We start from the raw sequence: 20,868 nt of genomic DNA, 5'->3' as shown, positions 1-20,868 counted from the left end.
CATGACGTTACCAAGTGGTCATCCCCGCAGTCGCCTGCTTAAGCGTTTTACCGAGCTTGGGCCTTATATTCGCGATGGGAAATGTGACGAAACCCGGTTCTTCTTCGACTGTCTGGCTGCCTGCGTCAATGTGAAACCGGCACCGGAACTTCGTGAGTTCTGGGGCTGGTGGATGGAGCTGGAAGCGCAGGCTGACCACTTTACCTATGTCTACCATATCGGTCTGTTCGATAAAGAGGGTGACTGGTCGGTGGCAACCATCAAGGGCAAAGAGAACATGGCGCGCGTGGAAGAGACCTTACGGAATTTCCATACCCGCCTGAAGGCGATGCTGAAGGAGTTAGATCTGGACCTTATCCCGGCCAGTGATTTCGATGAGAAACCGGTGAAGCTGAGCGCCTGATAGGGTGTTTAGCGATAAAAGGGTGAGTTAAAACGCTCGCCCACAAACTGCTGACAACTCTCAATCAGGGTGAATCTGGCAGCAACGAATAAGCTCAACGCGCAGGTAATCGGGTCAGAAAAGGAAAGCGTCCCGCGGCAGGGACAAAAACGCCGGGAGCGTTTTTGAACAACGCAGAGCGTTGGCCCGGCAACGGGCGCACCTCAGGGATGAGGTGCGTAATCGCGCGGGCCGAGCGGCCATGGATTGGCGTAATCGCCTTTCCGTTCTGACCCGATTACCTGAGCGGGCTCGATCTCACAGCAAACCGGGCCAGATGGTTGAAATAACAAAAGGGCGAGTTGAAAAACTCGCCCTTTTCGATGCTCACAAATTCTGTCGCTCATGCTATGCGGCATGAGCCTGACATCAGAACTGGTAAGTCACACCCATCGCCACAATGTCGTCGTTGTTGATCGACAGCGCGTTGTCATCATCCAGCTGGTTGATTTTGTAATCCACGAAGGCGGACATGTTTTTGTTGAAGTAGTAGGTTGCACCCACATCGATATATTTCACCAGATCCGCATCGCCGATACCGTTTTCGATATCCTTGCCTTTAGTCTGCACATAACCAATAGAAGGACGCAGGCCGAAATCAAACTGATACTGCGCCACCAGTTCGATATTCTGCGCTTTGTTGGCTGCGCCCGCGACGGCAGCGCCGGTATTACGGTTGGTGCCGCTGATGGGCGTCATGTTGCGGGTATCGGTGTAAATCGCCGCCAGGTAAACGCTGTTGGCATCATACTTCACGCCTGCGCCCCAGGAATCTGCACGGTCACCGCCGCCATAGGCGCGCGCCTGCTGCTGGTTGGTGCGATCAGATGAGGTGATGGCACCCATCAGGCTCACGCCGCTATCACCCAGCGCGTAGCCCAGTGAAGCACCATAGCCGTCGCCGTTCTGGCGGTTAATATCGGTGCGGCTGTTGGCGCTGGTGGCGTCGTTCTTGCCCTGATACTGCAGTGCAAATTTCAGGCCATCGACCAGACCAAAGAAGTTGTTATTGCGGTAAGTCGCGACGCCGGTGGCGCGCTGGGTCATAAAGTTATCAGAGCGTGCCGTGCCATCACCACCGAATTCCGGGAACACGTCTGTCCAGGCTTCAACGTCATACAGCACGCCATAGTTACGGCCATAATCCACCGAACCATACTGCGAGAATTTCAGGCCAGCAAAACCAAGGCGGGTTTTGTTGCCGTTATTGGCGTCGCTGCCTTCAGAGTTATTAACGTTGTACTGATATTCCCACTGACCGTAGCCGGTCATCAGGTCATTAATCTGCGTCTGGCCTTTAAAGCCGATACGGGTATAAGACTTGTCACCGTCTGTGCTGGCATTATCGCTGATGTAGTGCTCAGCTTTAACTTTGCCATATAAATCCAGTTTATTGCCGTCTTTGTTATAGATTTCGGCAGCGTGCGCGGCAGAAGCCAGCGTCAGCGTGGAGACGATCATGGCCAGTGTGCTTTTCTTCATTTGCTATCAATCCCAATGTGAACGCCGTAAAAAAATGAAAGTTTTTGTAAAACACCGACTTTTTACCCGTCCGTGATGAACTTTTTATGACACTTTTCCGGATTTCTTGTTAATGCTGAACTTTTGGTCTACTGCCTTGTCCGCGTAAATTCGTGCTTTTCCCCCGCTGGCTGTTGGCTTCCGTATCGACTCCTGTTAAAACGTCCTTTCGTAAAAATTTTTCACTACGGCAGGAAATATGAGTGGCAGTCAGACCTTAGTGGTCAAGTTGGGTACCAGCGTTCTTACCGGCGGCTCTCGCCGGTTAAATCGGGCGCACATGGTGGAACTGGTTCGTCAGTGCGCGCAGCAGCACGCAGCCGGCCACCGCATTGTGATTGTTACGTCTGGCGCAATGGCCGCAGGACGCGAACATCTGGGCTACCCCGAACTGCCACCGACCATCGCCTCAAAGCAGCTGCTGGCTGCGGTGGGGCAGAGCCGTCTGATTCAGCTGTGGGAACAGTTATTCTCTATCTACGGCATCCATATTGGTCAGATGCTGCTGACCCGTGCTGACATGGAAGATCGCGAACGTTTCCTTAATGCCCGCGACACGCTGCGCGCGTTGCTGGATAACCACATTGTGCCGGTGATTAACGAGAACGATGCGGTTGCGACTGCCGAAATCAAAGTGGGCGACAACGACAATCTTTCGGCGCTGGCAGCGATGCTTGGCGGTGCCGACAAGCTGCTGCTGCTGACCGATCAGCAGGGACTGTTTACTGCCGATCCGCGTAACAATCCAGAAGCTGAGCTGATCAGCGATGTCCATGTGATTGATGATGCGTTACGCGCGCTCGCGGGTGACAGCGTGTCCGGCCTGGGCACCGGCGGCATGTCGACCAAGCTTCAGGCGGCGGATGTTGCCTGCCGGGCAGGAATAGACGTGATTATCGCCTCGGGCAGTCGCAGCGGTGTGATCAGTGATGTGATTGACGGCAAGCCGGTTGGAACGCGCTTTCATGCGCAGCAATCGCCGCTGGAGAACCGTAAACGCTGGATCTTCGGTGCGCCACCGGCAGGCGAACTCACCGTCGATGACGGTGCGCTGGCTGCCATCATTGAACGCGGCAGTTCGTTGCTGCCCAAGGGCATTCGCGCTATTCAGGGGAATTTCTCGCGCGGTGAAGTGATCCGCATCCGCAGCCTGCAGGGCCGGGATATTGCTCACGGTGTTTCTCGCTACAACAGCGACGCGATGCGCATGATTGCCGGTCATCACAGCCAGCAGATCAGCGAAATTCTGGGATACGAATATGGCCCGGTGGCCGTTCACCGCGACGACATGATCGTCAGTTAAGGAGCGGACAATGCTAGAAGAGATGGGAAAAGCGGCGCGTGCCGCAGCTTACACCGTGGCCGATTTGTCGACGGCTGAGAAGAATCAGGTTCTGATGACCATTGCCGATCGCCTTGAGGCGGAAAGCGCAGACATTCTGGCAGCCAATGAGCTGGATTTAGCTGATGCGCGTCAGAACGGCATGAGCGCCGCATTGTTAGATCGGCTGACACTCAACCCGCAACGCCTCAGCAGCATCGCCAGCGATGTGCGCCAGGTCTGTCAGTTGGCCGATCCGGTGGGACAGTTAATCGACGGCGGTCAGCTCGACAGCGGTCTGCGCATTGAACGCCGTCGCGTGCCGCTGGGGGTGGTGGCCGTGATCTACGAGGCGCGTCCCAATGTTACGGTGGACGTCGCCAGCCTGTGCCTGAAAACCGGTAACGCCGCCATACTGCGCGGTGGCAAAGAGACCTGGCGCACCAATGCGGCCACCGTCCGGGTCATTCAGAACGCGCTGCAGCAGCACGGTTTACCGGCAGCTATCGTACAGGCGATTGAAAATCCGGATCGCGAGCTGGTGAATCAGCTGCTGAAGCTGGATCGCTACGTCGATATGCTCATCCCGCGTGGCGGAGCCGGGCTGCACAAGCTGTGCCGGGAAAACTCCACTATTCCGGTGATTACCGGCGGCATCGGCGTCTGTCACATCTACATTGATGAGACGATGGAGATTGAACCGGCTCTTGATTTGATCGTTAACGCCAAAAAACAGCGTCCCAGCGCCTGTAATTCGCTGGAAACGCTGCTGGTGAATCAGGCGATGGCCGAACGCTTCCTGCCCGCCTTCAGCGCGCGTATGGCGCAGGAAGGGATTGCGCTGCATGCGGACAGTAACGTGCTGGCGCAGCTGCAGCAGGGTCCGGCGGCTGTCAGACAGGTCAATCCACAGCAGTACAATGATGAGTGGCTGTCGCTGGATCTTAACGTCAAATTAGTGGCGGATATGGATGAGGCGATCGATCACATCCGCACGCACGGCACGCAGCACTCGGATGCCATCCTGACCCGCGACACCCGCAACGCCGCGCGCTTTGTCCGTCAGGTCGACTCTTCCGCGGTCTATGTTAACGCCAGCACCCGCTTTACCGATGGTGGGCAGTTTGGCCTGGGTGCGGAAGTGGCGGTCAGTACCCAGAAACTGCATGCACGCGGGCCAATGGGATTAGAGGCGCTGACCACCTATAAATGGATTGCCTGGGGCGACGACACACTCAGGTCATAACGACGATAATTTTTAACAAAACGGGAGTCTTTCAGAGACTCCCGTTTTTTTTAGCCCGATTTTTCGATCCAGTGAAAGGTAGAGTTTTCTCCCTGTCTGATTAAATTTCATTCCGATCCCGCCACCGTCGCCCGTTAAGCTGGCTGAATTTTACGCAATTTCTTACGGAACATTCCTGAAAGCCGGGGCTGTATGCGGCCTGAGGCAATATTTTTTGTTCAGATGCAGACCGAAGCGGATAATGATAATTAGAAATGCTTGATAAAGCGGTTAGGTAGTAAACGAGCGGTAATATAAAATGAACTGGTAGCAATAATGAAAATAACATCCAGTATCTCTTCTATGGCTGATTATTAACTAATGGTTAAAAAAGAAAGTACAAGACAAGCTTTCACCACCAGGCTGATAGCGGCCTGTGAGAGTGCCGGCATTGCCGGACATGGACGAAACAAACAGGTTGCCAGAGCCCTGCAGCAGCAAGGCTGCAAGATTTCAACGCCGGGAGTGTGGAAGTGGTTTAACGCGCAGTCAGTGCCTGATGGCGGCAATTTACTGGCGCTCAGCCAGTTGCTGGGAGTCAGGGTAGAGTGGCTGCAATACGGTATGGATCAACCCGCTGACCCGGTAACGCTGAGCACGTTCACCGGCCATAAGAATGTGTTTCGGGTTGATAGCCTCGATATCGGGCAGCGAAGTGCTGCGGGACTGCCCGCGCGTGATGAGTTTGTGGAGACCATCCAGGCGATCGAATATGGTCTGGATGAGGCGCGGGTGCTGTTCAATGGGCGTCCGGCGGAGAACATCCGGTTAATTGCCATCAATAGCGACTCTATGGCTGACACCTTTGCACCGCGCGATCAGCTGTTTGTGGATATCAGCGTGCGGATGTTCGACGGTGATGGCATCTACATTTTTACCCTCGATGAGCAACTCTATCTCAAGCGCCTGCAGCTGCAGCATAAGAAAATTGCTGTGATTTCAGACAATAAACGCTATGAAACCTGGTATCTCAATCATGATGACGTCACCAGCCTGAAGGTCCTGGCAAAAGTGATCATGAGTCAGGCGCGTCACTATCAAATCCTCGGCTAAGGCCGCTTTTGCTGCCTTTCTCAGACGGGCTGCAAAAAAATAATCGACATAAATTCATAAATTTAACCAGCGGTAAATAAAAAATTAACCAACAGTGTTTGATAAAGCATAAGAACCTGTTAATAATTTGGATATGGATGAACGAACCAGTTCTTTCACGGATGAGCCGCTCTTAAACAATTGAGGCGCTGCACAAGCGCGAATCATACCACCCAAAAGTCAGTGAACTTTGGGATGGGGTGGATGCGCAAAATGCAGCGTCGTCAGATGCCGTTTATTTCCCCCTCGCTTACTTTCCACCTGGCTGCTAACGCAGCCGGGCGGCGAGCGTGCGAGCGCGATACACGTCATTCGGGCCCGTTCGGATCACCGAAAGCTCGCGCCTGCCACCCCATCGCCAAAGACTCATTCACAGGAGGAGTTATGGCGATAATTCACTATGGCAAAAGCGTTTTTGTGGGCAACGCACGTACTCGTCGCCATCGGCGGCGCCAACCTCTCAGCAGCCTGACTCAGAGCATCGACCAGGCCCTTAACTTTCCAACTGAACCCCCTGTCCTGAGACGTGCAGAGCAAATCTGCCAGCGTCAGGTCGCCCCGCGCGTTGATCGCGCAATCACCGCACCCCGCGTCACTAGTCAGGAAACACCCAGTTTCGACAATTGCTGTCTTCCCCACGTTCATCTCTACGTCGTGAGCTGAAGCGCGAAGACAGCATGCTTTTCCGTTCCGGCTAACTCTTCGTTATCTCCAGCTCTCACTGGACGCAATGTGCTGAATTACTGTTCAGTTTTGCTGCAGGGTCAGTAAGGCCTCTTGCTGCGCCTGAACGGGTAATGATCAGCAGGCGTTATGTATTTCTTTTCACAATGGTGAATTGCTTTAACCCGTCATTAAGGAGTCGTTATGAGCCAGATAATTGCAGTGCTGAATTTTGAAGAGGGGTATGTCGACACGCCTTACCTCGACACGCTGGGCTTTCCCACGGTGGCAGGCGGTATCCGCATCGGACCTAAGGGGGCATCACTGAGTAATTACACTTTCCGCGTGCCGCGGCGCGTCGGGGACGTCTGGAAGCAGTGCATTCTTGAAAACAAAGTTCAGGAGATGCAGGGCAGGGATCTGCTGCGTAATGCGCTGGCGAAGTGTAATGACGCCCGAACGGATGTGTTGCTGAGCATGACGTATCAATTGGGCGTCGAAGGCGTTATGCAGTTTAAAAACATGCTTACCGCCATCGCGGCTGAACAGTTCAATGAAGCGGCTGACGCGATGATGAACAGCCTCTGGGCCCGCCAGACACCGGGCCGCGCCCGACGTCATGCGGAGATGATGCGCAGCGGAACCTATGCGGTTTACAGGGGGCTGCTATGAGATGGCTTATGTTTCTCGTTGCCGTTCTGGCGGCGATCGTCATCCTGCTGCTCTTACAGCGCTTCACTACCCTGCAGTTTGTCTCTCATGCCCGGCTCCTCTTCAAAACCTGGTCCGTCTGGCTCGCGTCACTGGGTTCGATGCTCAGCGCCTGGGCGCAGTCGTTTCCTTCTGCTGCCGTTGATGCCTGGAGCGTACTGCCGGAGGACGTGAAAACGATTCTGCCGCACGACTACCTGGGGCTGGTGGGCGCATTCATGGTGGCGATGGGGGTGATTGCACAGTTTGTTCGTCAGAAAAACCTGCTCAACGCGAAGGAGCAGGCTGAAGGAGCGAAACCATGACTCTGATTACCACCTTACTGGGCGGCAGCTGGCACTGGCTTGCTGCACTGGCAGGCGTTATTGCTGCACTGGGCGCCACTTATTTCGGCGGCAGGAAAATCGGCAAAGTGCAGCAAAAAGCGCGATCTGACGTCGATAACGCACAACAGGAGGCGTCCCGCGTCAGCGCGGTGGCGCAGCAACAACAACATAACCGCGAGGAGGCTAACCGTGTGGCGACCGATAACCACAGCCTTGATGACGCTGCTGCTCGCGACAAGCTGCAGCAGTCGAAATACCACAAACCCTGAGCCGGTGGCGATCACCGACTCTGCCTGCGTACTTTTTTCCCCTCTTTATACCTACGGCGATGACGCGCAAAAAATGGACGTCAGGACAGTGCGCGCCATCAATACCCACAACGATATGTGGGACACCCTTTGCGGCCATCCGGCTGCGGCTAAGTAGTGCGCTGACAATCAGCGCGATATCACATTGATCCTGAGGAGGATTCTATGATCGAAGTTAACTCTTTTGCTGAACTGCGTACCACGGTCCCGCCAAAATCAGGTGAAGTCGCGAGCCTGAAACGCTATTACGACAAAGACTCCAGCTTCCGTGGCGGTGCTGACTTTGTCGGTTTTCTCTCCACTACTACGCTGAAAGATGATGGCGGTACGGTGGCAGTGGGTAATGGTTTCTACTGGAAGCGCACCATCAACGACCCTACTGAAGTGAATGTTCTGCACTTTGGCGCGAGAGGGGATGGCGTGACCGATGACACTGAAGCCTTTAAGCGGATGCTGGCATGGACGCAGTCCTATAACGCCTATGCGAAAGCGATGCCGGTGCGTTTTCCGGGGGGCCGCTTCCTGATTTCACCCATTGATATCAGCGATACAGAGTTGCCGTTTTTTGGTCTGGCAGGTGATGATATCGAACTCGGATCGTCACCGCGCACCACCATTGTCTCTGATAAAAGCGCGAGTGCGGTGTTTAAGGTTAATGCACGCAAAATCGTCATCAAAGGCATCTGCTGGCACGGACAAGCTAATGCCGGGACTGTCGACACCACTCAAAAAGTCACCGTTACGCCTGAACAGTGCAGCAACGTGCAGCCGTTCTTCGAAAATACGATTGTCGGCGGCCAGATCGTCAATATCTTCTGCTTCAAGGCGCAAAGTACCGGTGGAACCGTCTTTAAGCTACAAGATACGCTCGACAGTAAGTTCGATCAGATTTACAGCTCCTCGACCTATTCAAGGGTGTTTGATATCGGCTGGTCAAACACACCGAAGGGGAACTGGGACCACTCAACCGCCATTGAGCTGTGTAATGCCAACTTCCAGTCGGGCTATGGCGACGCCACACTCTACATGCCGCGCGTCACGCAGGGTATCATGCGAAACGTCTGGATTGAGCACACGACCAACCCGGGAGACCTGTCGGATGGTGGGTGGACCATTGATACGCTCAACATTGAGGATTGTGCCGCACCATTCAATCTTAACAATGCCCGCGTGGTGATGCGTCAGATTAACCTGCAGGCGGGGGCGAAAATTACCAATGATCTGGCCGGAAGTAAGTGGTTATCGACCTTTGAATATGGCTATCGTCGGGATGAGAACTTCGGCACGTTCATGACGGGTTCGCTGCGTGCCGGCTATTACAGCGGCTATAAAGTGGTGAACAACACCGATACCGATAACTGGTATCGGCTGGGGCAGCTCTTTTTCCCGGCGCCTAACCAGCAATGGGTGATGGAGTTGATCGGGAAAGCAGATGCCACTACGCCGTCCGGCACCGCCGCTTCACCCGTAAATATGCCTGCTACCGGTAAAACGCTGATCAACCTGCAGCGGCTGGAAACGGTCTGGGCGGATGCTTACCACATGGGGCAGCCTTCCGTGCTGGACATCCGTTATAGCCGGGTAGGAACCACCTATGCAGCGGTATGGGTCAAGCTGAAAGCCAGCAGTGGCGAGACCATGTTCAACCTGAAGACCACCGGTCCGACCCGCTTCGATACCGGCTCCTGCTCGTTGTTCCAGTCCGATATGTCGGTGGTGACGGACATTACTAAAGTTGGCACTCTGAAACCCGCTGCACGCTTCGGCATGCACAATGGCCTGGCGGGCATCGGTGCCAATGAAAAAGGGGTCGTTACGCTCGCTACTGCGGCGGGTACACCGACCAATAAAACCGCGCCAACCGGTTTTGTGCTGATCAATATCAACGGCGTTGACCGCAAGGTTCCTTACTACGATTGATGTTCGGCATGTTTTGGGCGAGGCTCCGGCCTCGCCCTTTTTTTTGATTTGCCTCTCTGAAGCTTCAATGACAAGTGTTCCCCGCCTGACAAACAGTGGCAAAGCCGATAATGTCCTGTTTAACACAGGCAAAACTCAGCGGGTAAGAGGGACGCGCGATGAATAAAGGTTTACTGGTAGCAGTATTAGCTGGCATGCCAATGTTAGTAAATGCTGAAAATCAGACTTATCTTTCTGATTTCATAATGAATAAAAAGACCAGCCAGGCGTATCACCAGCTTATCGCCGGACATGATTTCCCTGCCTGGGTTAAGCAGGGCGGAACCCGTACACCGGCCAGTACAGTTACCCTCCAGGGTGAAACCTGGCAGCTACTCTCCGGCTGTAAGCCGCACAACTGTCCGGCACAATCTATTGCTCTCCTTTACTCTCCGGAGAAAGGGGAGATTCATGGTGTTTACTCTGACTACGATCAGAAAAGAGATCGTCAGACGCTGACCTGGCTTAATCTCACTCCAGCAGATGAGGCAAAGATGCGAAACGTGCTGTTCAGGCGGCTGGAGGGTGACGTAGCAGAGTGATCTTTTCTTTCAGGCCGCAGTGTGGGGCAGAGCAGGCTGTAACATAGCAACGTCGCTGTGCGGCTTTCGGGCAACGCTATTTGAGTTTAATTTTAATTACGGCTTGCGTCGCCTGGTGAAGTGTGGCCTAATGAATTGTCGGTTTGATTAACAGACACTATCAAAGTAAGTAACCAAAGCAGTTCTCATCTCTAAGTTTGTCGCGAGACATCCCTTCTTTTTGAGTCTTCTCTTACGTTCTGATTAAAATCTGTTCTCAGGCCATTATGCCGGAAGGCTCGATATATTAAGGATTTAAGCATGTCTAACAAAATTCGCGGTACCGTTAAATGGTTTAACGCAGAGAAAGGCTTCGGTTTCATCTCTCCTGCAGACGGCAGCAAAGATGTATTCGTACATTTCTCTGCAATCCAGGGCACCGATTTCCGTTCATTAGACGAAGGTCAGCAAGTTGAATTCACAGTAGAAAATGGCGCCAAAGGCCCAGCTGCTGCGAACGTTGTTGGTCTCTAAGGACTGAAAATTACTTTTAAATGTCCTCACTGTAATGGCTCACAGTTTCGTACATCACATTTTGATGTTACAAGAGCCAACCCGCATGGAGCGAAATGCATTTTCTGCAAATCTGTCGTTGTTCAGGTGAACGCGGCGAGGATTGCAATTCAGAGCCAGCTTCGCGCTCTCTGATAAAGGCTAGTGAGCTTTATAGCGTTGTTGCATTTACAGTAATAAAAGGCTGCCTCTGGCAGCCTTTTTTGTTTCTGCTGTTTCCATCCGCAATCCCTAATCCTTTCTTCTATAACCCCCGGAATACCTTAGCTTCCCTGCGCAACTTTTTGGTCAACCATCTGTAACCTGTTCGTTTACTGTCACCGATCTGAAAAGGCCCGCCGGAGCAGGCCATTAAAGGGAATCAGCGAAGCACGGGTTGCAGTGCGAGCTTGCCGGTATTAAACACGCTCATTGCCTGTGCCATACGCTCAGCCTGATCCTGCAGTGCCTGTGAAGCGGCTGACGCTTCCTGAACCAGCGCGGCGTTCTGCTGCGTTACCGCTTCCATCTGGGTAATCGCCTGATTGATCTCATTGATACCGCTGCTCTGCTCGCTGCTGGCAATGGTGATTTCGCTCATGATATTCGCCACGCTCTGCACGCTGTTCACCACCTCACCGATGGTCGAACCCGCATGGGTTACCAGTTTGCTGCCTTCATCGACTTTAGCGACCGAATCTTCAATCAGGACCTTAATCTCTTTGGCCGCGGAGGCTGAGCGCTGTGCCAGATTACGCACTTCACTCGCAACCACCGCAAAGCCGCGACCCTGTTCACCCGCACGCGCAGCTTCAACGGCGGCATTCAGTGACAGAATATTGGTCTGGAAGGCGATGGAGTCGATGACGCTGATGATATCGACAATTTTGCGTGAGGAGAGCGCGATCGCTTCCATCTTCTCGATCACTTTCTCCATGACCACGCCACCTTCACGCGCTACGCTGGACGTCGTCGATACCAGGTGATTAGCTTCACGCGCATTGTCGGCATTGTGTTTCACGGTCGACGTCATCTGCTCCATGGCAGAGGCGGTCTCTTCCAGCGAACTGGCCTGTTGCTCAGTGCGGGTTGAGAGGTCAAGGTTACCGCTGGAGATCTGATTAGAGGCGACCGCGATAGTGTCGGAGCCGGTGCGTACTTCAGTCACAATCGACAGCAGGTTATCGTTCATGCGCTGCAGCGCCTGCATCAGGACGCCGGTTTCATCACGCGAGGTTACCTGCATCTGGGTACTCAGATCGCCCGCGGCAACACGTTCAGCAACGTCAACCGCTGCAACCAGTGGACGGACAATAGAGCGGGTCAGGAAGTAGCCCAGCATAATCGCGGCCAGAATGGCCAGCGCGGAGAAAATCAGGGTGATGGTGATGGCTGACTGTCCATTTTCCACAATACCCTGGCCTTCACTGCGCAGCTGGGAATCCTGTGAGTTGGCAAAATTCACCGCATCCTGAAGAAACTTATTCTGTGTAGCGGTCATCGATTTCAGGACATAGGTGCTGGCAGCATCAAAATCGCCTGCTTTAATCAGGGTGATCAACTCAGCTTTAACCTTCTCAAACGCCTGAGAAGAGGCCAGCAGACCGGCGATCTTTTTCTTACCTACGGGTGTGACCTGGATATCCTCAATCTTTTTCATCGCGATGTTAGTGCGTTGCGTCGCTTCATCAAGCTGACCATAACGCTTCACATTCATTTCCGGGCGTGTTGTGTCGATCACCATGCCGCGCAGGTATTTGATCTGATCGTTGACGCCATCGCGCACATCAAATGCCAGTCGTACTTTTACATAGCGATCGTCAACGATCGATGAGATCGCGGTATTAATACTGTTAATTCTGGTAATGGATGTTACGCCAATCACTATCAGTAAGGTCACAATAATACCGAAGGCTGCTGCGAGCCGCATTCCCACCTTCATATTCTTGATACTGAACATGTTCTCTTCCCCGTTTTATTATTAATCAATTTGTTAGCAACGCTCAGGTTCTCTGCTGTTGTGCGCAGTGCCTTGCTGATGTCTGTGGTCACAGCCGCAGGCAAAAAGGTGATCTCGCGCATACAGTTATCGGAATACGAACATGTACCTTTAATAATTTTTAAGTAATAACGGTACGTGAATAAATAGTCACTGAAAAGCTTCAGAAAAGGTTAACAAATAAACAAAGGGGGGAAACGCAGGCAAAAAAAAGGGCCGTCAGCAGGAGTGCTGACGGCCCGATCCAGACAAGCATGACCGGATTCAGAAAACTAAGAAGTAGAGGCCTGTCCAGAATGCGACACTTAACGTGACGGCGGTAATCCAGGCCAGCTGGCGTAAACGGCCACGCAGCGCTTTCTGAGGAGCAGGGGTAGCAGGTGCCGGTGTAACAGGTAAAGTTTCAATGTGCATAGTCGGTTCCTGGTCAGGCCAGCTATTTTGCTGGCTAAAAAGTAAAAACATACCGGGCATTCTTTGCGGCCCGGATTTGTTTAGCGGGCAGTGTCGAGAACGTTGAAAATCACGTCTGACAGCTCATTCAGTTCAAACTTCGCCACATAACCGTCGGCACCCACTTTGCGCACATGATCTTCGTTGGCGCTGCCAGAGAGTGAGGAGTGAATGACGACCGGCAGAACCTTGAGAATCGGGTCCCGCTTGATGTTGCGGGTCAGCGTAAAGCCATCCATCTCTGGCATCTCCAGATCGGTCAGGACCAGCGCAATTTTGTCGTGAATCGACTCGCCTGCAGCCTGTGCTTCCTGGCTCATCAGCTTAATTTTTTCCCAGGCTTCCAGTCCGGTGTTAAACATCAGCGCCGGAATGCCCATGCTCTTCAGGCCCTGTTCCAGCAGCTGACGCGCCACTTTGGAATCTTCTGCCACAATGGCGACCGCACCAGGGCGATAGTTGAAGGCACGCGGTCTGGCCGCTTCCGGTTCAACGCCGCGCACTGAAGGGATGATGTCATACAGAATCTGCTCAACGTCCAGCACCATCGCCAGCTCGTTGCTCTGCTTGTCGCTGTCCAGGCAGGCGATGCTGGTAATATTGCGGCCACCGATACCGGCTTCGGCGGTATGCACCTGGCTCCAGTCGAGGCGCACGATGTTCTCTACTGACTCCACGGCAAACGCCTGGGTGTTACGGGCATACTCGGTCACCAGCAGCAGGTTAAGACCGGTTTCAGGTACACAGCCCGCTACCGCTGGCAGGTCGATCACCGGAATGAACTGACCACGAATACTCGCCATACCCAGCAACGGCGAACGCATGCCCGCGGCTTTAGTGATGGTCGGCATCGGTACAATTTCACGCAGCTTGAAGACGTTAATGCCAAACAGTTCAGACTTGCCTTTCAGCTGATCGGAACCTAAGCGAAACAGCAGCAGCTCAAACTTGTTCGATAACGCGAGGTTCGCTCTTTCATCGATCTCTTTTTGAAAATTATCCATGGTTGCCTCTGCATTAACGCAGCTGGTGAAATAGGGTGTGAACAGGTTATCGGCAGCAAACGGAAAAAGGTGAGAAGAGAAGGGTGAAATAAAACGGATGCCAATTATTGTGCCAGGCTTAACCCTGAAGGTTCAACATGGACACCTTTCCAATAAAGGAGTGTGAAATGAAAAAAGTGATTTTAGCGTCGTTGCTGGTGATGATGAGCGCGGGCGTTTCAGCTGAAGAGGGCGGATACAAAGCTGGTGATACGCCGCCGCCGCAACACAAGCAGGATGCCGGCTATAAAGGTTCGGAAGATACCGGTCAGACCCACATCGATCAGATCCGCGATTTCCGTCAGGGCGGGTATGTGACGCTGGAAGGTTACATTTTGAAGAAAGAGCAGGGCGAGCGGTATCAGTTCCGTGACAACACCGGCACGTTACCCATTATCGCCCCAAAGAAAACCTTTGATGGTAAAACCTACACCGCTGAAGACAAAGTGCGCGTCAGTGGTAAGGTACAGGGCAAAGGGGATAAAACCACGCTGCATGTGTCCCGCATCGAAGAGCCATAACAAAAAGGGCGAGGTCATAACCTCGCCCTTTTTTCTTAGTCTTTCAGCAGAATCGCCCGACAGGTTTTACCTTTGATTTTGCCCTGCTTAAGTTTCACCAGTGCCGCTTTAGCCTGATTTGCCTCAATCGCTACGTAGGCATGGGTCGGGGTCAGAACAATTTTCCCGATCTGCTCAGCGCGATAACCTGCTTCACCGGTCAGTGCACCCAGAATATCTCCCGGACGTATCTTGGCTTTACGGCCACCATCAATGCATAGCGTCATCATGGCGGCAGGCAGTGGCTTGCTGCTGCCCTTTTTTAGCGTGCTGGCCGAGACCCACGGCAGCTTCTGCTGCAGAAAATCTTCCAGCGCGTGCGCGCGCGCCATTTCATCAGCCGCGACCAGGCTGACGGCAACGCCATGTTCGCCTGCCCGCGCCGTACGACCGATGCGGTGGAGATGGACTTCAGGATCCCATGCGAGCTGATAGTTGACTACCATCGCCAGCGATTTGATGTCGAGTCCGCGCGCAGCGACATCGGTAGCGACCAGCACGCGACCGCTGCCGTTCGCGAAGCGGATCAGCACACGTTCGCGATCGCGCTGCTCAAGATCACCATGCAGTGGCAGAGCACTGATATCACGCGCGTTAAGCGCCGCGGCGACATCGTCACATTCACGTTTAGTGTTGCAGAAGACCACGCAGGATGAAGGCTGACGATCGCCGAGCAGTGCGATGAGCAGACCCAGTTTTTCATTGTGACTGGCTTCAAAGAACTGCTGGTCGATTGACGGGAGTTCACTGACATCTTCAGTGACGACGCTCAGCGCATCACGCTGGAAGCGGGTGCTGATGGCTGTGATGCCGTCGGGCCAGGTGGCGGAGAAGAGCAGCGTCTGGCGCGAGGCAGGCGTCGCTTCAATGATGGTTTCCATATCATTGAGGAAACCCATCTCCAGCATCCGATCCGCCTCATCCAGTACCAGCGTGTTGAGCTGGTCGAGCTTGAGGTTCTCACGATTGATGTGGTCGAGGATACGACCCGGCGTGCCAACCACGATATGCGGTGGATGCACCAGTGAATCACGCTGTGCGCTCATCGGCTGTCCGCCACACAGGGTGAGGACTTTGATGTTGCGGGTGAAGCGCGCCAGCTGGCGCAGGACATTGCCTACCTGATCCGCCAGTTCACGGGTCGGACAGAGGATCAGTGCCTGCGTCTGAAAGCGGGTGCTGTCGATATGGTGCAGTAAACCAATACCAAAGGCAGCCGTTTTACCGCTGCCGGTTTTCGCCTGCGCGCGCACGTCGCGTCCCTGCAGAATGGCGGGCAGCGTAGCGGCCTGCACGGGCGTCATGCTGGTGTAGCCCATCTCGCGCAGGTTATCGAGCTGGCTATCGGGAAGCGAATTGAGGGTAGAAAAAGCGGTCACGGGCGCGGCCTCTGAGGCTGAAAGTGTAGGGCATTATTGCGGGGCAAGTCTGGCAGAAAGCACGCCTGACAGCAACGGGAACCTCGATGGTTAGCAGTATGCAACTATATCTGCCGGTACGCTTAGGAATAAGCTGAAGTTTACTGAAAAAAGGTGGTTTATTTTTATAGATTAATGCCGGCTTAACGAAGGTGTTCCGGATTGACGATCGGTTAATACCAATGATTATTTTATAAGTGACCGTTTTTAAAAAAATATTTCATTGTTAATCAGACAAATCCTTAACTATGACTCCAGTAATAGAATTAATCATTAAAAAATATCACCACTAGTGCCGATAAAAATCCTGATCTAATTGCTTTATATTTATCGCGCCATATTCCTGGTACAACGACCGGTAGAGGGTATTTGCATTGAGTAATAGCATCCAGGGACCACATGAAAATGTGCTTAAAATAGTAGGCCGCGCCGTACTGACACTGCATGTTCATGGAGAGAGTTTATCTGCGGATAAAATCGCATCCATGATCGGCTGTTATGCGGAAGATGAGCCCTGTGATCAGGAAGATCGTCGCTTATACGCGCTGGCAATGGAACTAATGTCGAATAATCAATGGGCCAAAAGCGCGTAACCCGCACTCCGCTCAGGTAAATGCAGAGCCTCCCTTGTGGAGGCTCTGTTGTTTTTGGGGGAGTGGGTTTGCGTTGTGGGGCGGGTACTGGCTCCCGGCGCTTTAGGTAAGGTGATCGTCTGTAACCGGGCCGGAGCCGGCTCGATCTCTCCGCATTTGCTGAGAAGGCTCAGCGCGGGCGATTACGCACCTCATCCCTGAGGTGCGCCCGTAGCCGGGCCAACGCGTTGCGTTGTTCAAAAACGCTCCCGGCGTTTTTAGTACGCATCTCATCCCTGAGATGCGCCCTCCCGGGCCAACGCGTTGCGTTGTTCAAAAACGCTCCCGGCGTTTTTAGTACGCATCTCATCCCTGAGATGCGCCCTTCCGGGCCAACGCGTTGCGTTGTTCAAAAACGCTCCCGGCGTTTTTGTCCGCAGCCCTGCTGTTTCAGGTCGATGCCAGCGCAAATACCGGTTTACCGCGCGAGAAGGTCGCGACTACCGGTGACATGCGTGCCACGGCTTCGGCAGAACAGCTCGCTGCTACCAGCATCATGCTCGCTTCATCGCCCGGCGCAGGCCACTGACGTTCGCCCTGAGCAGAGAGCGGCAGCCGATCGTCTGTGGCGATGGCCAGCGCCCGCGACAGCGAGAACTCATCTGAACCGCGATAGAGCTGTGCATAGAGATTCGCTTTTTCCAGCATGCTGCCGGTGCCAAACGGAGACCAGTGATCGATCACGCTGTCGGTGCCGGTCATCACTTTAATTCCCGCCGCCTGCAACTGTGGAACTGGCATAGCGAGCTTGCCAATCGGCAAGGTGGAAGCGACGCTGAACTGCTGCTCCGCCAGCCCTTCAATCATTTTATCCAGCGCACTGCCGGTGAGCGTCGCCAGCGCAAAACCGTGGCTCAGCGTCACTTTGCCTTTCAGCGCCGGAGTCTTCGCAACGGTGTCAACCATATACTGAATCGCCGCCACGCCAGCCGGTGAGGTTTCATGCAGATGAATATCCACGCCGCGCTGATAGTCGAGCGCAATCTGAAACATGGCATCCAGCGACTTCTCCATCGCGCCATCCACGTTAGTAGGATCCAGTCCGCCGACATACTCAACGCCGTGCTGCATCGCCTCACGCATCAAGCCATCGACCTGCGAGTGCAGCAGACCGTGCTGCGGGAAGGCAACGATCTCGCACGCAAAGGCGGGATGACGGGCTAATGCCGCCTGCAGATGTTCCAGACTTTTCAGGCCACTGACCGGGTCGATATTGCAATGGCTACGCGCGCGGGTGGTGCCTTTGGCATGCAGCAGGGCGATCAATCCTTCGGCGCGGGCCTGCGAGTGCGGCAGCAGCTGCGGAATCAGTACCTGCTCGCGCGCAATCATATCCATGATGGTTTTGCCCTGACGTGGACGTGGAGCCTGCCACGGACCGCCGTAGAAGGTTTTATCGAGATGGATATGCATGTCCTGCGTAGCGGGCAGCAGCAGCGCCTCCTGCGCATCCCACGACGGCAGCGTGCTGTTACCCTGGCCCGCAGAGGTCAGCTGGTCAATTTTGCCGTCGCGCACGCTGATGTCATAAAGACCGGTCCGGGTCGCGACGACGTCGTCATCTTCGCGGATAAAGCCCTCTTCCAGTCGCACATTGCGCAGCAGATAGTGATCCTGCCGGGGCAGAGTGGCGGCCTGGTCGGGATTGATGGCGGACAACGATGGGGGAATGGCGGCACTGACCTGACCGAGACCGGCGGCCAGCAAGCCGCCTGCAGCGGTCCAGCGAACGCTTTGCCCCAGGAAATCACGGCGACTCGGCGAAGAGGAAATAGGCATCAGAGGCTCCTGCAAAGAGAACAAGGCTTTAATCTGACAAACGACGCTTCACTCTGCTGCGTTATTTTCCACTGATGGCTATTCGCTATCTCACTGCCAGCGCAGCTTGCCAAACGCCGCCAGTGACGCTGCCAGTTCACGTTGCAGCGGATCATGCGGATGACGGCAGAACAACGCCAGTTCAAAGGTATCAATCACCGGCAGACCCTGTTCAGGACCTAATACCCGATGTGCCGGCAGGCGGCAGCTGGCAGGCAGTAACGTCAGACCCAGCCCCTGTGCACTGGCGGCGGCCAGCGCGACCAGGCTGGCGCTGCTGTAACCTATGCGCCAGCTTCGACCCAGCGCATCAAGCGTCTGACAGACCTCATCGCGATAGAGCCCCAACTGGGGAAACAGCACCAGCGGCACCGGCGTCTGCTCAAAGCAGGGCCATTCTGCGCTGTCGAGCCACAACAGCGGTTCAGGACGCGATGCCAGTGGCCTCTCGCCGTACGGCTGTTTAATCAGCATGATGTCGAGCTCTTCACGCTGCCAGGCGCGACGCAGCTCCACCTGCATGCCGCTCATCACGTCCAGCCGCAGCTGCGGATGGTCGCGACTGAAGTGCGCCAGCAGACCGGCCGTGGGCGCGGCGAAATCTTCCGGCACGCCAAGGCGCAGCACGCCATCGCGCCACTGGTCACTCAGCACATCGTGCGCTTCCCCGTTCAGGGCAATAATTCGCCGGGCGTAGCCTAAAAGTTTTTCGCCCTCCTCGGTGATCTGCACCTGATGCGAGGAGCGGACCAGCAGCTCTTTGCCGACCATCTCCTCCAGCCGCCGCACCTGCTGGCTGACGGTGGACTGCGACAGGTGCACCCGGTCGGCGGCGCGGGTAAAGCTGGCGGTTTCGCACACCGCGACAAAGCTGAGCAGCTGTTGCGGAGTAAACATCGGCTGACGATTCATTTTTCCACTACCTGGCAGAGTAATATTTCATTTCCAGATAGTAACGACTGCTGCCAGGCTGGCAACTTTTAATAGCGTAGATTTTATATGAAGAGAGAGAACAACCTGCTGCTGGCGGCGCTGGTGCTGGCCGGGCTCAATATGCGACCGCTGATGACCTCGGTCAGTCCGTTACTCGGCGAGCTGCGGCAGAGCATCGGTCTGTCGCCACTGGCGGCATCGCTCTTGCCTGCGGTGCCGATGATGATGATGGGTGCCATTGCGTTAGTCAGCGCCCCGCTGATGCAGCGCTTTACGGTGCGTAAACTGCTGCTGGGTGGCCTGTTGCTGCTGTTGCTGGCGCTGGTGAGTCGGCTGTTTGTGGCTGACGGAGGCGGGCTGGTGCTGAGTACTGTGCCGGGAGGAGCGGGCATTGGCATCGTGCAGATGGCGATGCCGGGATTGATCCGTCAGCGATTTGGCGGCCGCAGTGCCGGCGTGACCGGACTGTGGGCAGCGGCGCTGATGGGCGGCGGTGGGATTGGCGCGGCGATCTCGCCGTGGCTGAATGGGCAGCTTGGCTGGCAGGGCGCACTGAGCAGCTGGGCGCTGCCGGTGGTGCTGGCCATCCTGCTCTGGCTGTTTATCACCACCCCACGTGCAGCCCGGACGGAGTCCGCCGCTCTGCCTTCGCTGTGGCGGAAAACCCGCGCCTGGACGCTGGCGTTGAGCTTCGGTCTGGTGAACGGCGGATATGCCATCTGTGTCGCCTGGCTGCCCGATTTTTATCATCAACTCGGCTGGAGCGCGCAGGCGGGCGGTTCACTGCTTGGCATGATGATCGGCTGTCAGGTCACGGGTGCGCTGCTGTTGCCCTTGCTGGCGCGGGGCCGCGATCGCCGTCCGCTGCTGCTGCTGACACTATTGATGCAGTTCAGCGGCATGCTCGGTTTCCTGTTTGCGCCACAACTGGCACCGTGGCTTTGGGCAGGGATGGCGGGCTTCGGGCTGGGCGGGGCATTTCCGCTGACGCTGGTGCTGGCGCTGGATCATCTGGAGCAGCCGCAGGCTGGCGCGCGGCTGGTGGCTTTTATGCAGGGCGTCGGCTTTATTATCGCGGGCAGCATGCCGTTTATCGCCGGTCAGCTGCATGCGCTCACCGGAAATTTCACCAGCGTCTGGATTCTGCAGGCGACGATCACGCTGCTGCTGATTGCGCTTAATCTGCGTTTTCATCCGCACAGCTATCAGCGCGCCTTTCGGGATACCAATCCCTGATTTTGGTCCGACCAATCCCGGCAATATTTTTCTCTGGTTCACACTCCGGGAAAATTCGCGCATCTTTTGTTGCCA

21 protein-coding genes are annotated in these 20,868 nt (G+C 54.8%); 14 read left to right on the top strand and 7 right to left on the bottom strand.

What is annotated here, in order from left to right; all coding sequences use genetic code 11:
- The first annotated feature begins 1 nt into the window (after nucleotide 1).
- Nucleotides 2-403 (top strand): sigma factor-binding protein Crl, encoded by a 402-nt coding sequence (crl, locus tag K6R05_RS14775; protein WP_222924469.1) that lies wholly within the window; start codon nucleotides 2-4, stop codon nucleotides 401-403.
- Between the two features lie 408 nt (nucleotides 404-811).
- On the opposite strand, the gene ompC is transcribed toward crl, so the two are convergent.
- On the bottom strand, nucleotides 812-1,924 hold the full coding sequence (gene ompC / locus K6R05_RS14770) for a porin OmpC (protein WP_161734485.1): 1,113 nt from the start codon (nucleotides 1,922-1,924) through the stop codon (nucleotides 812-814).
- A 238-nt stretch (nucleotides 1,925-2,162) separates the two neighbouring features.
- On the opposite strand from ompC, the gene proB reads away from it, so the two are divergent.
- From proB to ymcF, 11 genes are all read left to right on the top strand, one after another.
- Complete coding sequence (proB, locus tag K6R05_RS14765; protein WP_010255198.1) at nucleotides 2,163-3,266, top strand: glutamate 5-kinase; 1,104 nt, start codon at nucleotides 2,163-2,165, stop codon at nucleotides 3,264-3,266.
- 10 nt (nucleotides 3,267-3,276) lie between these two features.
- Complete coding sequence (gene proA / locus K6R05_RS14760; RefSeq protein ID WP_222924467.1) at nucleotides 3,277-4,530, top strand: glutamate-5-semialdehyde dehydrogenase; 1,254 nt, start codon at nucleotides 3,277-3,279, stop codon at nucleotides 4,528-4,530.
- A 360-nt stretch (nucleotides 4,531-4,890) separates the two neighbouring features.
- Entirely contained in the window at nucleotides 4,891-5,622 is a 732-nt protein-coding gene (locus K6R05_RS14755) for a S24 family peptidase (protein ID WP_161734481.1), read from the top strand.
- Nucleotides 5,623-6,045: 423 nt separating this feature from the next.
- Nucleotides 6,046-6,324 (top strand): transcriptional antitermination N peptide, encoded by a 279-nt coding sequence (locus K6R05_RS22325; protein ID WP_161734479.1) that lies wholly within the window; start codon nucleotides 6,046-6,048, stop codon nucleotides 6,322-6,324.
- A gap of 204 nt (nucleotides 6,325-6,528) precedes the next feature.
- Nucleotides 6,529-6,996, top strand: a complete 468-nt coding sequence (locus K6R05_RS14750; protein WP_013356911.1) for a glycoside hydrolase family protein — start codon at nucleotides 6,529-6,531, stop codon at nucleotides 6,994-6,996.
- A complete protein-coding gene (locus K6R05_RS14745) occupies nucleotides 6,993-7,340 on the top strand; it encodes a DUF7940 domain-containing protein (RefSeq protein WP_161734477.1) in 348 nt (115 codons plus the stop codon). The genes K6R05_RS14750 and K6R05_RS14745 overlap by 4 nt, the downstream gene beginning before the upstream one ends.
- The gene (locus K6R05_RS14740) at nucleotides 7,337-7,630 is read left to right on the top strand and encodes a hypothetical protein (RefSeq protein WP_161734475.1); all 294 of its coding nucleotides are present in this window, start codon (nucleotides 7,337-7,339) and stop codon (nucleotides 7,628-7,630) included. Before K6R05_RS14745 ends, K6R05_RS14740 begins: the two co-directional genes overlap by 4 nt.
- Nucleotides 7,631-7,834: 204 nt before the next feature.
- Complete coding sequence (locus tag K6R05_RS14735; RefSeq protein ID WP_161734474.1) at nucleotides 7,835-9,589, top strand: putative phage tail protein; 1,755 nt, start codon at nucleotides 7,835-7,837, stop codon at nucleotides 9,587-9,589.
- A 245-nt stretch (nucleotides 9,590-9,834) separates the two neighbouring features.
- Nucleotides 9,835-10,170 carry an Ivy family c-type lysozyme inhibitor gene (locus K6R05_RS14730; RefSeq protein ID WP_262390873.1) on the top strand — a complete coding sequence of 112 codons (336 nt, stop codon included), beginning with the start codon at nucleotides 9,835-9,837 and terminating at the stop codon, nucleotides 10,168-10,170.
- A 300-nt stretch (nucleotides 10,171-10,470) separates the two neighbouring features.
- Nucleotides 10,471-10,683 carry a transcription antiterminator/RNA stability regulator CspE gene (gene cspE / locus K6R05_RS14725; RefSeq protein ID WP_003854408.1) on the top strand — a complete coding sequence of 71 codons (213 nt, stop codon included), beginning with the start codon at nucleotides 10,471-10,473 and terminating at the stop codon, nucleotides 10,681-10,683.
- Nucleotides 10,684-10,686: 3 nt separating this feature from the next.
- Entirely contained in the window at nucleotides 10,687-10,857 is a 171-nt protein-coding gene (ymcF, locus tag K6R05_RS22165) for a cold shock small protein YmcF (protein WP_098053076.1), read from the top strand.
- Nucleotides 10,858-11,083: 226 nt separating this feature from the next.
- Here ymcF and K6R05_RS14720 read toward each other — a convergent pair whose 3' ends face one another.
- The 3 genes from K6R05_RS14720 to K6R05_RS14710 all read right to left on the bottom strand — a co-directional run bounded on the left by K6R05_RS14720 (nucleotide 11,084) and on the right by K6R05_RS14710 (nucleotide 14,157).
- Nucleotides 11,084-12,661, bottom strand: coding sequence for a methyl-accepting chemotaxis protein (locus K6R05_RS14720; protein ID WP_161734470.1), 1,578 nt, complete (start codon nucleotides 12,659-12,661; stop codon nucleotides 11,084-11,086).
- A gap of 303 nt (nucleotides 12,662-12,964) precedes the next feature.
- On the bottom strand, nucleotides 12,965-13,114 hold the full coding sequence (locus tag K6R05_RS14715) for a hypothetical protein (protein ID WP_202604978.1): 150 nt from the start codon (nucleotides 13,112-13,114) through the stop codon (nucleotides 12,965-12,967).
- Nucleotides 13,115-13,194: 80 nt separating this feature from the next.
- Complete coding sequence (locus K6R05_RS14710) at nucleotides 13,195-14,157, bottom strand: chemotaxis protein (protein WP_013356916.1); 963 nt, start codon at nucleotides 14,155-14,157, stop codon at nucleotides 13,195-13,197.
- 167 nt (nucleotides 14,158-14,324) lie between these two features.
- Between K6R05_RS14710 and K6R05_RS14705 the strand changes: the two genes are divergently transcribed.
- The gene (locus K6R05_RS14705) at nucleotides 14,325-14,717 is read left to right on the top strand and encodes a YgiW/YdeI family stress tolerance OB fold protein (RefSeq protein WP_161734468.1); all 393 of its coding nucleotides are present in this window, start codon (nucleotides 14,325-14,327) and stop codon (nucleotides 14,715-14,717) included.
- A 35-nt stretch (nucleotides 14,718-14,752) separates the two neighbouring features.
- Here the strand turns inward: K6R05_RS14705 and dbpA are convergent, their stop codons facing one another.
- The 3 genes from dbpA to K6R05_RS14690 form a co-directional block, all read right to left on the bottom strand.
- Nucleotides 14,753-16,135: an ATP-dependent RNA helicase DbpA gene (gene dbpA / locus K6R05_RS14700; RefSeq protein WP_161734465.1), complete on the bottom strand. Its 1,383-nt coding sequence runs from the start codon at nucleotides 16,133-16,135 to the stop codon at nucleotides 14,753-14,755.
- A gap of 1,061 nt (nucleotides 16,136-17,196) precedes the next feature.
- Nucleotides 17,197-18,585: an amidohydrolase gene (locus tag K6R05_RS14695; RefSeq protein ID WP_222924463.1), complete on the bottom strand. Its 1,389-nt coding sequence runs from the start codon at nucleotides 18,583-18,585 to the stop codon at nucleotides 17,197-17,199.
- 90 nt (nucleotides 18,586-18,675) lie between these two features.
- The gene (locus K6R05_RS14690) at nucleotides 18,676-19,536 is read right to left on the bottom strand and encodes a LysR family transcriptional regulator (protein WP_222924461.1); all 861 of its coding nucleotides are present in this window, start codon (nucleotides 19,534-19,536) and stop codon (nucleotides 18,676-18,678) included.
- Between the two features lie 87 nt (nucleotides 19,537-19,623).
- Between K6R05_RS14690 and K6R05_RS14685 the strand changes: the two genes are divergently transcribed.
- Nucleotides 19,624-20,793: a cyanate transporter gene (locus K6R05_RS14685; protein WP_222924460.1), complete on the top strand. Its 1,170-nt coding sequence runs from the start codon at nucleotides 19,624-19,626 to the stop codon at nucleotides 20,791-20,793.
- Nucleotides 20,794-20,868 lie beyond the last annotated feature (75 nt).

The sequence above is a fragment of the Pantoea alfalfae genome (assembly GCF_019880205.1).
Classification (GTDB): Bacteria; Pseudomonadota; Gammaproteobacteria; order Enterobacterales; family Enterobacteriaceae; genus Pantoea; species Pantoea alfalfae.
The sequence above is the reverse complement of the archived record's forward strand: the minus strand, read 5'-3'. Positions and strand labels throughout refer to the sequence as shown.

Bases quoted from the DNA above. Each gene is read 5' to 3' on its own strand.
- proB (WP_010255198.1), top strand. From the start codon at position 2,163: ATGAGTGGCAGTCAGACCTTAGTGGTCAAGTTGGGTACCAGCGTTCTT.
- K6R05_RS14705 (WP_161734468.1), top strand. From the start codon at position 14,325: ATGAAAAAAGTGATTTTAGCGTCGTTGCTGGTGATGATGAGCGCGGGC.
- K6R05_RS14685 (WP_222924460.1), top strand. From the start codon at position 19,624: ATGAAGAGAGAGAACAACCTGCTGCTGGCGGCGCTGGTGCTGGCCGGG.
- K6R05_RS14710 (WP_013356916.1), bottom strand. From the start codon at position 14,157: ATGGATAATTTTCAAAAAGAGATCGATGAAAGAGCGAACCTCGCGTTA.
- K6R05_RS14730 (WP_262390873.1), top strand. From the start codon at position 9,835: ATGAATAAAAAGACCAGCCAGGCGTATCACCAGCTTATCGCCGGACAT.
- K6R05_RS14745 (WP_161734477.1), top strand. From the start codon at position 6,993: ATGAGATGGCTTATGTTTCTCGTTGCCGTTCTGGCGGCGATCGTCATC.
- K6R05_RS14695 (WP_222924463.1), bottom strand. From the start codon at position 18,585: ATGCCTATTTCCTCTTCGCCGAGTCGCCGTGATTTCCTGGGGCAAAGC.
- K6R05_RS14720 (WP_161734470.1), bottom strand. From the start codon at position 12,661: ATGTTCAGTATCAAGAATATGAAGGTGGGAATGCGGCTCGCAGCAGCC.
- proA (WP_222924467.1), top strand. From the start codon at position 3,277: ATGCTAGAAGAGATGGGAAAAGCGGCGCGTGCCGCAGCTTACACCGTG.
- K6R05_RS14715 (WP_202604978.1), bottom strand. From the start codon at position 13,114: ATGCACATTGAAACTTTACCTGTTACACCGGCACCTGCTACCCCTGCT.
- ompC (WP_161734485.1), bottom strand. From the start codon at position 1,924: ATGAAGAAAAGCACACTGGCCATGATCGTCTCCACGCTGACGCTGGCT.
- crl (WP_222924469.1), top strand. From the start codon at position 2: ATGACGTTACCAAGTGGTCATCCCCGCAGTCGCCTGCTTAAGCGTTTT.
- cspE (WP_003854408.1), top strand. From the start codon at position 10,471: ATGTCTAACAAAATTCGCGGTACCGTTAAATGGTTTAACGCAGAGAAA.
- K6R05_RS14735 (WP_161734474.1), top strand. From the start codon at position 7,835: ATGATCGAAGTTAACTCTTTTGCTGAACTGCGTACCACGGTCCCGCCA.
- K6R05_RS14690 (WP_222924461.1), bottom strand. From the start codon at position 19,536: ATGAATCGTCAGCCGATGTTTACTCCGCAACAGCTGCTCAGCTTTGTC.
- K6R05_RS14755 (WP_161734481.1), top strand. From the start codon at position 4,891: ATGGTTAAAAAAGAAAGTACAAGACAAGCTTTCACCACCAGGCTGATA.
- K6R05_RS14750 (WP_013356911.1), top strand. From the start codon at position 6,529: ATGAGCCAGATAATTGCAGTGCTGAATTTTGAAGAGGGGTATGTCGAC.
- K6R05_RS14740 (WP_161734475.1), top strand. From the start codon at position 7,337: ATGACTCTGATTACCACCTTACTGGGCGGCAGCTGGCACTGGCTTGCT.
- K6R05_RS22325 (WP_161734479.1), top strand. From the start codon at position 6,046: ATGGCGATAATTCACTATGGCAAAAGCGTTTTTGTGGGCAACGCACGT.